This window comes from Marinagarivorans algicola, assembly GCF_001292705.1.
GTDB lineage: Bacteria > Pseudomonadota > Gammaproteobacteria > Pseudomonadales > Cellvibrionaceae > Marinagarivorans > Marinagarivorans algicola.
The window spans coordinates 1-14,603 of record NZ_LGAK01000033.1 but is presented as its reverse complement, the minus strand read 5'-3'; the positions used below and the strand labels follow the sequence as shown (position 1 = coordinate 14,603).

Below are 14,603 nucleotides of genomic sequence, written 5' to 3'. Positions count from 1 at the left end.
TTACGGAAGTTTTATTTAGCTTCTATACTTAAAGCTTGATGTTAATAGCGCGAAGCCCATGCCACGGAAGTTATTCAAACGCTGGTCACCTGACCCTAACACTCTAAAAACTAGCCGACGCCTGCGTTTTTTGGGTAAGCTTTTACACGACCCTAACCTTTTCCATATGACGCGCTTTTCGGTCTCTAGCGCGTGCTTTTTTGGTTTATTCATTGGTTTTTTTCCTTTACCCGTAGGTCATATTCCAGCCATCGCTATTTTAGCGCTATGGCTACGCTTTAATCTTCCTATTGCACTAGCGTGCGTGATGGTGAGTAACCCACTGACGTTTCCTTTTATTTACTATAGCGCGTATGTGACCGGTAGTTGGATGTTACAAATGCCTATTGCCGATATTACCTTCCAAGCGAATTGGGCTTGGTTTAAAAGCTTTTTAGCTGAAGCTTGGCTCCCCTTTGTCGTCGGCAGCTTTAGTTTTGGTATTGGCTTTGGCGGACTAAGCTATTTGGCGGTGCAATGGTTATGGCGCTGGCAAGTTATTAGCCGCTGGCAAGCGCGCCGTAAAAATAAACCGCACACTTTTTAGTCTCGCCAGATTAACCTCCGTGTATTAACCTCGAGCATCAATACATAGCTTATGCATCTGTATTAAATAACTATTTGTATGCTCTCATTATTGACTCCCTTAGCGAAATTCGTAAGCCCTCATCACTGCACAGTGCAATGCTTTAAAGGCCTCCGCTAAGGCAACCGACTCAAACCGTTTAAGGCCTCAGCTATGCCCCAAAGCCCCATAGTTATTTTCGACTTCGAAACCACCGGACTATCCCCCAAGCAAGGCGATCGCGTTATAGAGGTGGGGGCTGTACGTATAGAAGGCGATAAAATTATCGAGCGTTTTAGCGCACTGATGAACCCCCACTTTGCCATCTCCCCTTTTATCGCGCGCTACACCGGCATTACCAATGCCATGCTTGCGACGGCACAACCCATTTATCAACAAATGAGTCGTTTTCACACCTTTATTAAAGGCGCTCAATTAATTGCCCATAACGCCAGCTTTGATAAACGCTTTTTAGATGCCGAACTAGCAGAGCTTGGTTTAACTTTTGATGGCAAATTTGCTTGCTCGATGCTATTGGCTAAACGCGTATTCCCTAAGGCGCCCAGTTATAAGTTAGGAGAACTGGTCAAATACGCGGGTATTAAAAGTAGTGGTGAGTACCATCGGGCACTGTATGACTGCGAAATGACTGCGCAACTGTGGTTTGCGATGCAAAGGCAATTATTTGATGACTTTGGTCTAGAACAGCTACCCTTTGAGTTAGCCTGTAAACTTGCGAAATCCCCCAAAAGTGGCGTCAGAGCAACCATCGAAAAATATCAAATGAGTAGGAGCTAACGCATGAATTCACTCGTTGTGACACTAAAAAAACTTCCAAGACGCTGCCGAAGAATTCTACTCATTAGTGCAAGCTTAATCGCCATCTACGGCATTGGCTTAGGCCTTATCGCTCCGCGCGTTATTCAATCGCAAGTACAAAACATCGTACAACAACGCTTAGGCCTCAATCTAACCATTGAAAAAATCAGCATAAACCCTTTCACCTTTAAGGTGCGCATTGATCAATTTGCACTTTCACACACAAGCCGCGAGCCGCTGATAGGCTTTGCATCGTTCTCAATTGACTTTGAGGCAGTGAGTTTATTCAATCAAGCCTGGACGCTAGACCATATTAAGCTCAGTGGCTTACACGGCCAGTTTGAACGCTTTAGTGAAATCGACAACACCTTAAACCGCCTTGCTCAACAATGGGAAGCCACCGCCACCGAACCCAACACAGCGCCACCACCGGCAGAGCCCTCGGCTTTACCGCGCTTTTTGATTCGCAATATCGATGTACAACTCAGCCAGCTAGATATCACCGACCAAGTACCCGCAACACCGTTTAATCACACCATAGGGCCATTGGATATTCATATTGATGCCCTATCCACACTGCCTGAGCAATCGGGCCTGCACACTATTGCCCTCAAAGGACAGTCAGGTATTACTGTGACTTGGCAAGGCAGCATTCACTTAAGCCCCATTACAAGCAAAGGCCATATCAATATTCAAGGCCCCTACCCTGTTATTGCCTCTGATTACCTACAAGACTCTTTAATTGTTGCCATCGACAGTGGCTTTTTTAATGCCGATCTCGACTATTCACTGACCCAGTCACCCCACAATAGCGCCAACCCTTTTAGCGTTTTACTGAACAACATTCATGTATCACTCGATGACCTAAGTCTTATTGAGCGGGGCAGTAAAAAACCACTCTACCGTTTGCAAAAATTTGCCCTCAGCGATGCCAGCGTGCAATGGCCAAAGCAAATCATTGACGTGCCTAAAATCGCACTCGACAACGGCCAGCTATGGTTATCAAGAGACAAAGAGGGCAAAACCAATATCGAGCGATTGCTTGCTGCCCAACAATTCGCCTTTGAACCCTCCAGCGCTCAAGCAGCAGTCACCAAGCCTACCAGCACACAACCACAAACTGGCCAACCACACAGCGACAAACAAAAACATCAAATAAACACACCAAGCCCTATCTCTGTACCGGCTACCGCAAACGCAGCACCCGTAGACACTCCATGGACCATCTCAAACAGCCGCTTTGAACTTAACAATTGGGCGGTACAAATAGACGATGCCGCGACGCCTTCGGCACCGGCTGAACACATAAATAATATCGATGTGGCGATCAATGACTTTCAACTCAAAGACCATCACAGTATTCACTTTGAATACGGCCTCGAACTGCTAAGTGGCCGTATTGATGGCGAAGGGCATGTTATTCCTATGCCGTTTTCGGCACTGAATACTACCACTAAAATACAAAAGCTGATGCTGAGTCACTTACAGCCTTACGCGGCACAATTTGCCAAAATTGCTATCGCCGATGGCAGCCTCGATGCCACAATAAACGTCAAAAGCGATGAAAGCCAAGAGCAACAAAATTTTATGATTGATAGCGAGCTGTCAATCAATCAGCTCAAAATTTTAGAGGCCAACCAGAATAAAACGCTATTGGCGTGGGACTTACTCGCTTTACAAGCGCTCGAAACCTCAGCCACCGGTAATGCGCTAGCCGTCCAAAAAATCATCCTTAACAAGCCCTATATCGATTTCAAAATCAATCAAGATGGCACAACCTCTATCGAGCACCTTCTGATTAATCAGGCAAGCGATAGCACCGTTGAAACTCAAGCGCCCAGTACTGAAACCAGCGCTGAGCTAAAAGAAAATAGCTTGCCCTATCATATTAAAATGGGTAGTTTTGCCATTAATAACGGCAGCAGTAACTTTGCCGATGAATCCTTACCGCTTCCATTTATGACCAAAATACATAACCTCAATGGTGGCATTTCTACGCTCGACAATCACAGCAAAGCCAGTACCGATATAAAACTTGAAGGACAACTGGATGAATATGGCCTGCTCAATATAGAAGGCATATTGACACCCTTTGCCCTCGAGGAAAATTCAAATATCAGTTTAAAATTTGAAAACATTAACGTCCCGAACTTTACACCTTACGCCATTAAATTTGCAGGCCGCAAAATTACCGATGGACGACTCGATTTAAATTTAAACTACACACTCAATAACGGTGCCCTACAAGGCAGTAACAGTATTATTTTAAGAACATTTAATTTAGGCGAATCCGTCGAGCAACCAGGGGCTTTAGATTTACCCTTGGATTTAGCCATAGGCCTACTCAAAGATAATGACAAAAAAATCACCCTAGATCTACCGATTGCAGGTGATATTAACAACCCATCATTTTCAGTTGCTAGCGTATTAGGGCAAGCTCTTAAAAAAATATTAAGCAGCGCCATTTCATCACCTTTTAGGCTGCTATCGGGCCTTGTTGGCGGCAACAGCGAAGCATTTGGTAAGGTTAACTTTACACCCGGAGCAAGCCATATCAGCCCTCCCGAACAAGAAAAACTACACAAACTCGCCCAGGCCATGAAAGCAAGGCCAAAGTTGCTACTAAAAGTGCCCAAAACCTCTGCCGAGCACCTCGATATACCGGCACTGCAAGAGCAGCAATTTATGCACCATGCCGAACTCGCACTAGGTTACCCCATAGATAGCGAAGCATTAACCGCTAAAAAAACAGTCAAATTTTTAGAAAGCGGCTTTTTAAAGCGCAAAACATCGCAGGACCTTAAGTTATTTAAACAATCCTTTATGACTCAAGAAGATAATAAATCACTGGACGCACTGGCATACACAAAAGCGTTAAAGCAACAGCTCATCACACAAGAAGCTATCGCGAACGAGCAATTAACCACACTGGCACTAGACAGAGCCAAAGCGATTCAAAGCGTTATTGTAGAGCAAGGCATTGATCATCAGAGAGTCATGTTAGTCGAGGCTAAAAAAACAAAGCGCACCAAGGGCGAATACGTCATGGCCAACCTTGGGCTAGATACAAAAAAGTAATGCCTAACGATTGAACAAAAGTGCTCACTGGGCTATTAGTCACTTTGTACCTTAAGGGCGAAGTGGCTAACGCTGTACAACACTCCGGCGATTGCATCCAGACCAAGGGGTTTCGCATATAGTCAAATAAACTATTCTCTAGCCAGACTTGCCGTTTATGGGTAGGCGACTGCTATACTCGCTCGCCTTGATCAAACAATTGTATAAAATGTGACCCGCAACTCCCCATAAAATAAGACGAGAGGACGCTTATGACAGGCGCACAGCAATCGCTAAAAATTCCCCATAAAAAACTGACTGCCAGCACCAAGCTGGGTGTTTTTATAGCCACCGCAGCAGCGACGCTATTGATCGTTAGTTGTAGCAACCCGCCCTTAAAAGAAGAAGCCTCAGCAGTAGACACCCCCGTCACTCACACCAATCCCGCACTATGGCCCACCTTAAAGCTGCCTTTTGACCCCGCACAAACCGCTATCATCAACAAAAAAGTGGCCGCGATTGTTAGCCAAATGACATTAGAGCAAAAAGTGGGGCAAATGACGCAGGCTGAAGTCGGCTTTGTCACCCCCGAGGATGTAAAAAAATATCATCTAGGCTCTGTATTAGAAGGTGGCGGAAGTTACCTCGATGGTAATAAATTTGCCACAATCGATGACTGGCTAGCCAAGCTTGATGCCTTTTATGAAGCCGCGATGGACACCAGCGATGGTGGTTTGCCTATTCCTTTAATTTGGGGGACTGACTCGGTGCACGGCCATAACAAAGTGATTGGAGCTACTATTTTTCCTCACAACATTGGCTTAGGCGCAACCAACAATCCAGAGCTGGTGCGTAAAATTGGTGAAGTCACGGCCATTGAAACGATGGTACTGGGAAAAGACTGGACATTTGCTCCTGAAATCTCAGTCACACGTAACGACCGCTGGGGCCGTACCTATGAGGGCTACAGTGAAGACGCGGCCTTGGTTGCCTCATTGGGGCAAGCGGCTATCGAAGGCTTACAAGGCTCTATTGCTGACGGCACTTTTATGGATGGTCGTCGCTTATTGGCTACAGCCAAACACTACGTAGGTGACGGCGGCACTGTTGATGGCGTTGACCGCGCAGACAATATAGCCACCGAGCAAGAGCTGATCGATATTCATTCGCCGGGCTACTTTAGCGCTATCGAATCAGGTGTTTTATCAATTATGGCATCGCACAGTAGCTGGCAAGGCACACGCATGCATGGCCACCGATACCTTATTAAAGACATCCTCAAAAACAAACTGGGCTTTGATGGCTTTGTTGTGGGCGACTGGAATAGCCACGCTTTAGTCGATGGCTGCGAGCCCGATAACTGCCCCGAAGCTATAGCGGCAGGTCTCGATATGTTTATGGTTCCTGAGCACTGGAAAAGCTTTATCACCAATACCGTACAACAAGTGCGCGATGGTGTAGTACCGGAGTCTCACATTGATGATGCTGTGAGTCGTATTTTACGCAGTAAATTCCGTGCAGGTATTATGACTGCACCTAAGCCCTCAGCACGTCAACTGGCAGGTAATACTGCTTTATTTGGTGCACCTGAACACATCCAACTCGCTCGCCAAGCGGTACGAGAATCAGCTGTATTACTGAAAAATAATAACGCCGCTCTACCACTCAAGCCCAACAGCCGAGTCCTAGTGACTGGCAGTGCCGCTGACGATATTGGCCGTCAGAGTGGCGGCTGGACTATCTCTTGGCAAGGCACCGGCACAACCAACGAAGACTTCCCGCAAGGTAAATCAATTTGGCAAGGCATCAAAACACACGTTGAAGCCGCAGGCGGTCACGCCGAATACCAAGCCAATGGTGAATACACTCAAAAGCCCGATGTCGCTATTATGGTCTTTGGTGAAAAACCGTATGCCGAATGGCAAGGCGATATTAAAACTCTTGCTTGGCAGCCTGGTGATCATAGTGATGCAAAGCTGATGGAAACACTTAAGGCCCAAGGCATTAAAGTCATTAGCGTGTTTATTTCTGGTCGCCCGTTATGGCTTAACCGTGAAATTAACGCAAGCGATGCTTTTATAGCCGCTTGGTTACCCGGTAGTCAAGGCGCAGGAGTTGCCGACCTACTGTTTACCGACCAACAAGGCAAGATGACTTATGACTTCACCGGTACCTTACCCCTTAGCTGGCCAAAAGCGCCAGATCAATACGAGGTGAATGTGGGTGACGACGACTACGACCCGCTCTTCCCATTTGGTTACGGCCTCAATTACACCAGTACACAAAAACATATTCCTACATTAAACACAGACCCCGGCAATGCACTAGACGATTTGATCATGAATACACCTTTATTTAAAGGTCGAGCACGCGAACCATGGCAGCTTTTTGTAGGCTCAAAAGGTAAAAAGACTCTCTACGAAAACAACCTCATTAGCCACAACGCTATCATTAGCGTCAGTGAAGCCGACCAAGAAACTCAAGGCGATGCTATCGATGTCAAATGGAGCGGTAAAGGCAATGGTGAAATTAGCTTGCGTGTCAGCGATGTACCCCTTAATTTTAACGAATATATTGATAATAACTCGATTATTGCCTTTGACGTCTACCGCTTAACAAAAGCTCAAAAGCCCATCTATTTACAAGCTAGCGATACCAATAAAAGCCATAAAATAGATATCACACTCAAGTTTAACGCTGCACCTGTTAACGAGTGGAATCGATTATCTGTCGATGTCGCCTGCTTTAAAGAGGCCGGCTTAGATATTAACTACATAGTAGAAGCGCTGGGCTTTGTGACTAACGGCAAGGTAAGCGCGCGCTTTGCCAACATTCAAATAGAACCCAATATGGCTGATAAAGCCGCATTTAGATGCCGCTAAACATTCAGTGACTCTAAAAACGTTAATAAAAGGCGGTTTTTAAACAAACCGTCTTTTTTTATATCGCAATTATGTAAAATAGCCACCCGATTAAAAATGACTATTTACAAGAACTGGGTAGACTCAGGAACCCCTTATGACTGCACTCGCACAAACCGGTATTAACGCACTCAAAGAGCAACTCGCTAGCGTCTTTACTGGCAACGATAACGTGTTAGACAACATTATCATCGCTCTATTATGCCAAGGCCACATATTACTAGAAGATGCGCCTGGTACTGGCAAAACAACACTTGCCAAGGCATTATCCAAAAGCGTAGCGCTAAGCTTTAAACGCATACAATGCACACCCGACTTAATGCCCAGCGATATACTCGGTGGCAATATTTACCAACCGCAATCACAAGACTTTAAGTTTATTCCCGGACCTATATTTACCAACTTGCTACTTGTAGATGAAATTAACCGCGCAGCGCCACGCACGCAATCGGCTTTTTTAGAAGCCATGGCCGAAGGCACTATTACCATTGATCGTAAAACTGCCCATTTACCCAAGCCATTTTTAGTGATTGCAACACAAAACCCCGTAGAATTTGCAGGCACCTTTCCACTGCCAGAGGCTCAGCTCGACCGCTTTTTTATGCGACTATCATTAGGCCGCCCCAGCACAGAGCAAGCTTTAGCTATTTTACAAAACCACAACAATAGCCAGCAAATACAACCCGTCGAAGCGCTCAAGACACTCATCACCAAAGAGCACTTGATGGAGTGGCAGCACACAAGTCAAAAAACAACAATAGACACTCAAGTTCAAGAATATATTGTGGCAATCATAGAGGCCAGCCATCACCACAAAGGTATTCGCCTAGGGGCAAGCCCCCGCGCGGCCATAGCCTTGATGCATGCCGCTAAAGCCTATGCCTTTATTCACGGTAATGGCTTTGTCACGCCTCACCATATTCAAAGTATCGCACCTGCTGTACTAGCGCATCGCCTAATCCTCAGTCATCAAAATACGGCTGAGAACGCACGCCATATAATGAGCCAGCTACTCCAACAGGTTCCCGTACCCGGCGTTGCTCAAACCGACCACAACCCTTCTCACGCAGCTCAGGCTCAACCCATACCGCCGACACAAAAACAATCAACGGTCACTGCACCTGTGGCCTCGACACCCTCATCAGCCCAGCCAGCGCATGTGTCAATACACGCCACTCAAGTACCTGCTCAAGCCTATCCGAGCACCCCAAAAATCCCTCTGAGTACCTTTACCCAAGCAGCGCCTCCTAAACAACCTGACGGAGAGACTGCACCTCATGAAGGTAAGGGGATAGAGGCCTTCTTTAGCAAACGCAAAGAACCAACCGGTGTCAAAAAACCACGTATACAAAAAAGCATACCGAATGAGTAACCTTAAACAAAATCGTCAAGGCGCTGCGACCACACCGGTAAAAAGCGCGCGAGTAATACCTCAGTGGTGGCAAAGTATTTTTTACCGCTTTTTTACACTACCTAATATGACAGGCCTTTTATTGTTCGCTATGGCATGCATTGCTTGGAATAGAGGCCTGGCCTTACTCTATGGCATGGTTGCGACACTACTTGCCTTTATCCTACTTTCGGTAATATTACCTTGGATATACCTTCGGCGATTACACGTCGCGTTTGAACAACCTATACCTGTGCATGCAGGCCAGATGCAAACAATTCATGTACAGATCAACACTCAAAAACATAAAACCGCTTATGGTATACAACTCACCCCCATACTGGTCAGTACAACAGCGTTTAATCACACCACCAAGCCAACGCAGCGCCTCAACTATGTTGCGGGACAGGCACGTGTAGTATTTAATTTTACCCCAGCACAACGCGGGTCTTTCAACTTACAGCAAGTTACAGTGGCCTGTGCATATCCTTTTGGGCTAATCACTCTTCAAAAAAATATGCTCGCCGTACCATGCCCGCAAATGGTGTACCCCAGATTATTCAATATTAAACACCTACCACCTAGCTGGTTACATGGCGCGGTAAGTTTAGGCGAGCAAGTGCATCGCAACCCGCAAGGATATGATTTGTTTGTTGGCTTACGCCAATACCGCACCGGCGATAATTACCGCCACATAGATTGGCGTGCAACCGCGCGCAGCGGAGACATCGCTTTGCGTGAATTTGAGCAATTAGAACAACCACGCATATCACTTGTTATTAATGCCGATAGCACACTCAACATCGGCCAAGGTGAAATAAACGCTCTCGAACATAGCCTAAGCCTCGCGGCCTCTATCGCTAAATATTGTGTTATGCAGGGAATTAGTGTTAATGCAACAGGCGCTATTAACTGCCAAATCAATAGTATTGAGCATCTTGACGACTTTTATATGCTTTTAGCGCAGCTGCCGACTCAAACACAACACCACTATGCAGAGTATTTATCCCATACACTTGGGCACCACAACCACTCAGGGGTTGTCATTAGCTTTATCAGTCAACATTTTTTAGAAGTCACACCGTTGACTGACCAGCATCACTCACAAAAACACTGGCAATTTGTTTTTAATGATGACAGTTATTTAAACCCCTTAAAAACCTTTAAACGAGCCGCCATTACACATCACCATCACACTGTTTCTATACCAATTTACGCTAATCACAACATTGCTGACACTATTAATAACAGTAATTAAACACGCCACATACCTGACAAGCACTTACCATAATTTTGTACTCAATCACCTATCGCTCTTTGTACGCTGACCTAACTTGCCTTTATTTATGATTCCATTACAGCCTTACTTATTATTTAGCGCAGCCAGCTTAACCTTAGGTTTTGCCGGCTTTAACACAGCTTACAACTTAGGCTATACACTGATTATTAGCTTGTGCATTTGGGTAGGGTTCTTCATAACGCTCTTACCTGCCCTTACGACACGCAATAAGCTCGCCGAAATAGTCGCGGGGGCCGGTGTCATTACTTTTTTAATACTACTATTCAATAGTAGTGTCTTAAATGCACTAATTGGACTTTTGATTAGTGCGCAGTTTGCCATCAACTTACAAGCTAACAATAATAATCGAATATACAGCGCGCTACTCATTGGCTTGACATGCTTGTTAGTCGGTGCCGCGCAAGCTAAAAATGGCAGTTTTTTAATATACATCACAAGCTTTAGCATCAGTAGCTTGCTGGCGTTACGCAGCCTTTATTTATATAACCCGCATCATGTTATTAATATGCCAGTCGCTAAAAATACCCACGACAGTCATATTACGAGTGCCGCTAACACTATAAATAGCATTAACACTCAAGTACCACGCAGTGCTTTACATATACTCAAAATTTGCGTTGTTTTTTTAGGGTTAACGTCCATTATTTATTTACTACTTCCGCGCTTGCCCGCTGGTAATATCGGAGTCAGCATCAGTTCTTCTGCACATTTTTATAGCAGCCGCGAGTGGGAAGCCCAAGCAGATCAAGCGACTAAAGAACCCGGACACACCCAAGCTAATATCGATAATATAGAGCATTTACCGCCTCAAAAAAGTACAAACGATATTCTACAAAACACATATCAATATTCAGGTTTTGATCAGAGTTTTAGCATTAATAATCCAAGGCTTAACCCATCACGTTTTAGCAATGTGATTATCGCTAAAATCAAAGCCGATCAACCGCTCTATTTGAAAGCGCGAGTATTTGATCGCTTCGATGGTATACGCTGGTCTCAATCGCAGCGTCAACTGAATAAAAAGCGCCTTTCCGGGGGCCATTTTCAGCAGGGTACTCAAGCAAAAAATACCATTGTCAATATCACAACACAAGCGAGCCATTATCAGGTCTTTATAGCGCGCGATAACATGAGTACCAATATCCCATTTGCTGAAGAGCTTACCGAGCTTCACTTCCCTGCTAGTGTCATCGCTCAGGATGCATTTGGCCAATGGTTTGCACCACAACCACTGACAAAAGGGACCAGCTACAGTGCCAGTGCCAAACAACACTTCTACCAAGGCCGCACCTTTAGCCAAATCACGCATAAAACTCAGGGCGTTACAGCCGCTAATGCCGTTGCACAAACGTTATTAGATAACGCTAAAGATGAACGTAAAGCTGCACGCTACCAAAGCCTTGCGCCGTATTTAACACTACCTCAATCTTTGGACCCTCAGATAGCCACCTTTACACACCAAAAACTACAAGCTCTAAAGCATCGCGCAACAGACCTTGAGAAAGCCATTTATCTCGAATCATTTTTGCGTCAGGAGTATCACTATGATTTTGACTCTATTTTCACCTCACAAAATAGCACACCCTTAAGCGCATTCTTATTTGAAACAAAAAAAGGGCATTGCGAGTACTTTGCTAGTGCGCTCGCGATTATGCTACGCACACAGAATATTCCAACACGCCTAGTCACCGGCTGGCTAGCGCACAACCAAAACCCCCTGACAGGCTATTACGAAGTACGCGCGCTTGATGGGCACGCTTGGGTAGAGGCTTATGTCGATGATTTAGGTTGGGTATTACTGGAACCTACTGCATATTATCCTATGCCAAAAGACACCCAAATAAAAAGCCAGCTAACAGCTAGGACTATCCAGCAATATATTGATCACTTAAACCGCATCGACGAACACAGCGGGCACCGCACGACTTCCATAAAACATATAATACGTAGTACTTGGTATAGCTTAACGCTGATTGTGACCGCAGGTTTAGCCGTACTCAAATTGGTCCTGATAGACTTTTGGTGGCTTTGTATCATATTGGCGCTGATCGCTTTTATCAGTTTAGGCTTATGGCGTAACCACCAAGGGACTTTAAAAAACAAATTTTTATGGTATCGCTTAAGAAACAAAGCCGCACCTAGTATTGAGCAAAGCCTACAAATACTTCACACCGCACTTGTCAATAACGGCCATATTTTAGCTGCGGGCCTGACGATTGAGCAATTCAATTACACCGTGGCAAAAAGCTACCTATCACAAGAGGAGCAGTACCAACTAATCGATTTATTTAATCAATATCAATACAATAAAAGGTCACTCAATGCGCAGCAACAATCAAGATTAAGCCACCTTTTACATATGCTGATGCTGCATCAACTTGCTAGACCAAGATAACGCCAACTCAGCCAAAATAGCCCAGGTAAATATCAGTCAATTACTGCGCGTTTCTTAACGGGTCATCAGGCACTGCCATTAAGGGTATTCGGTAGCGGCCATCGCAATATTATTATGCACAAAAAAATGCAGCCATTTGGCTGCATTTTTAAGTATCGAGCTTACAAATTACAAAGTCTTCAAGAACTCGACCAAATCCCAACGCTGCGAACGACTCAAGTGCGTGCCATATTCATGACCCGAGTTGTAGTTACCTGCGCGCGTAGTATCAAAGCGGAACATTCTAGCTTGAACGCCTTTATAGCGAATAAAACTATTGTCAGTCACATAGCCTACTGATACTGGGTCAAACTCATAGTTACCCACCCAAAAAATTGAAGGGCGCTCTGAGGGCGGTAATAATAAATCGTGCAATGTAGGGACCGAGCCATTGTGCAAGTAAGGCGAGGTTGCCCAAATACCTTCTAAGGGTCTAGCTTTGTAACCGGGTACATAAGCAGGCGCCTCAACACCCGGCGCGTAAACGCGGAAACCCGAATAAACAGCTTGCTGCTGAGGTGTTAAAGCAGGCGAGGCCTGAAACAGCTTACGTACAACACCGCCGCCAATTTGCGTCAGCAACGTCGGCCCAAACATTTCTGTTTCACCACCGAGTAAAGGCGCCAAGCCACCCGTTTTAAAGTCACCTTGAGCATAAATGGTTAAGAAAGCATTGGGGTCTGTGCCTATTTCATCTAATGGAATATTCGTTGTCTTCACAAACTGCTTACCAAATGCATTATCTGAAGCAGGTGTTAATGGGTATTGGCCTTTAGCGTTTTTCAGGGCATGGCAGCTAGCACAACTGTAACCACTGGCATCTACTTTATTATACAGCGCACGTCCACGCTGAGCGGCAGCTTGGTCAATACGCCCCAAAATGTGCGCAGGCCATTTAGGTGCTTTGAGCTCGCGTACCCATTGCTCCATTAAAAAGACATTATCACGACGAATAGACGACTCAAACAGTGTGGCTGGATTTTTGAGATCTAAACGACCCAACACACCCAAGACTTGACCTGCATTGCGGCCAAAGGGGTTGTCTGCATTACCGGTCCACTGAACCGCTTGTAGATCAGGTGTGCCCCACAAAAAGGGGTAGCTTACAGGGGCAATAGAAGGGCGGAAATTTTCTTTAATCCCTAAGTCGTGCTGAAAAACTTCGTTACGAATACCACTAAAAGCATCAACACGGCCATAACCTGGCTCATGATCTTTAGAAACACCGCGCTCAATGGTGCCATCTAATTCAGCAGCAATTTTTTTCATTTGCGCGTACACGGCTCTACTTTCGGAGTAGTTCAATCTCAGGCGCTTGGCAAAACGGCGAAATTTTTGTCGACTTGCTAAGGTGGCATCTAGAGAATCGCGAACAGTGCGGTAGAGCTTGATAAAGTCGCCCATACTCGGCGCACCATCGATACGGACAACATGTTGCTTGTAAGTAAATTGAGCCGTGTGGCAAGCTGCGCAGTTGACACCGAGCCAATCACCTGTTTGAGGGTCTTCATCTTTTACAAAGCCCACAGGTAAGCCATCAGGGTTAGTCAAAGGATCTGGCACGTAATCAGGAAGGTAGCCCAATAAGCTAATCTCATCATGTGAAGAAATTAACTTATGGCTTTTTGCATTTTCTAACGCAAAAAACCACTCATAAGGAATTAACTGACTTCCTTGTGATGTGGTGTAAAACTTGTCGCGAAGCTGATTTTCTTCGGTCCAATTTTGATCCAAATACTCGGGTTCGCCTGTACAACCGGTCAAAACCCCAGCAGCCATTACAGCAATAAGTGCTAATCTACCTAACCTGATCTTCATCCTTACCTCTCAAGAAAATGATTTAGTTCCTCATAATAAAAGCTGTTGACATGAAAAATCATCATAAGATGATGTTTTTTGCGACACATAGCTCAAAAAAATCCATATCTACCCCCTTTTGCCTGATTTTTTGTGAAGAGGCACCTCGACCATAAAGACCTACACTTTAGAAGGGGTATTGATCGCCTCATGCAGGTTTAGCAAAAAAAAATGCAGCCCTAAGGCTGCATTTTTAAGTATAATTTTTAATACTTTTATCC

At 45.2% G+C, this 14,603-nt stretch carries 8 protein-coding genes; 7 read left to right on the top strand and 1 reads right to left on the bottom strand.

The window, feature by feature from the left end; genetic code table 11:
- The first annotated feature begins 58 nt into the window (after positions 1–58).
- From AC438_RS11710 to AC438_RS11680, 7 genes are all read left to right on the top strand, one after another.
- Entirely contained in the window at positions 59–586 is a 528-nt protein-coding gene (locus AC438_RS11710; RefSeq protein ID WP_053981449.1) for a DUF2062 domain-containing protein, read from the top strand.
- A gap of 192 nt (positions 587–778) precedes the next feature.
- Complete coding sequence (locus AC438_RS11705; protein WP_053981448.1) at positions 779–1,402, top strand: 3'-5' exonuclease; 624 nt, start codon at positions 779–781, stop codon at positions 1,400–1,402.
- A gap of 3 nt (positions 1,403–1,405) precedes the next feature.
- Positions 1,406–4,501 (top strand): DUF748 domain-containing protein, encoded by a 3,096-nt coding sequence (locus AC438_RS11700; protein ID WP_053981447.1) that lies wholly within the window; start codon positions 1,406–1,408, stop codon positions 4,499–4,501.
- Positions 4,502–4,752: 251 nt separating this feature from the next.
- Positions 4,753–7,362 carry a glycoside hydrolase family 3 protein gene (locus AC438_RS11695; protein ID WP_053981446.1) on the top strand — a complete coding sequence of 870 codons (2,610 nt, stop codon included), beginning with the start codon at positions 4,753–4,755 and terminating at the stop codon, positions 7,360–7,362.
- Between the two features lie 136 nt (positions 7,363–7,498).
- Complete coding sequence (locus tag AC438_RS11690) at positions 7,499–8,773, top strand: AAA family ATPase (RefSeq protein WP_082354130.1); 1,275 nt, start codon at positions 7,499–7,501, stop codon at positions 8,771–8,773.
- Positions 8,766–10,049, top strand: a complete 1,284-nt coding sequence (locus AC438_RS11685; RefSeq protein WP_053981445.1) for a DUF58 domain-containing protein — start codon at positions 8,766–8,768, stop codon at positions 10,047–10,049. Before AC438_RS11690 ends, AC438_RS11685 begins: the two co-directional genes overlap by 8 nt.
- A gap of 88 nt (positions 10,050–10,137) precedes the next feature.
- The gene (locus AC438_RS11680) at positions 10,138–12,486 is read left to right on the top strand and encodes a transglutaminase TgpA family protein (RefSeq protein WP_053981444.1); all 2,349 of its coding nucleotides are present in this window, start codon (positions 10,138–10,140) and stop codon (positions 12,484–12,486) included.
- A 168-nt stretch (positions 12,487–12,654) separates the two neighbouring features.
- On the opposite strand, the gene AC438_RS11675 is transcribed toward AC438_RS11680, so the two are convergent.
- Positions 12,655–14,343: a di-heme-cytochrome C peroxidase gene (locus AC438_RS11675; RefSeq protein ID WP_053981443.1), complete on the bottom strand. Its 1,689-nt coding sequence runs from the start codon at positions 14,341–14,343 to the stop codon at positions 12,655–12,657.
- Positions 14,344–14,603: the final 260 nt, after the last annotated feature.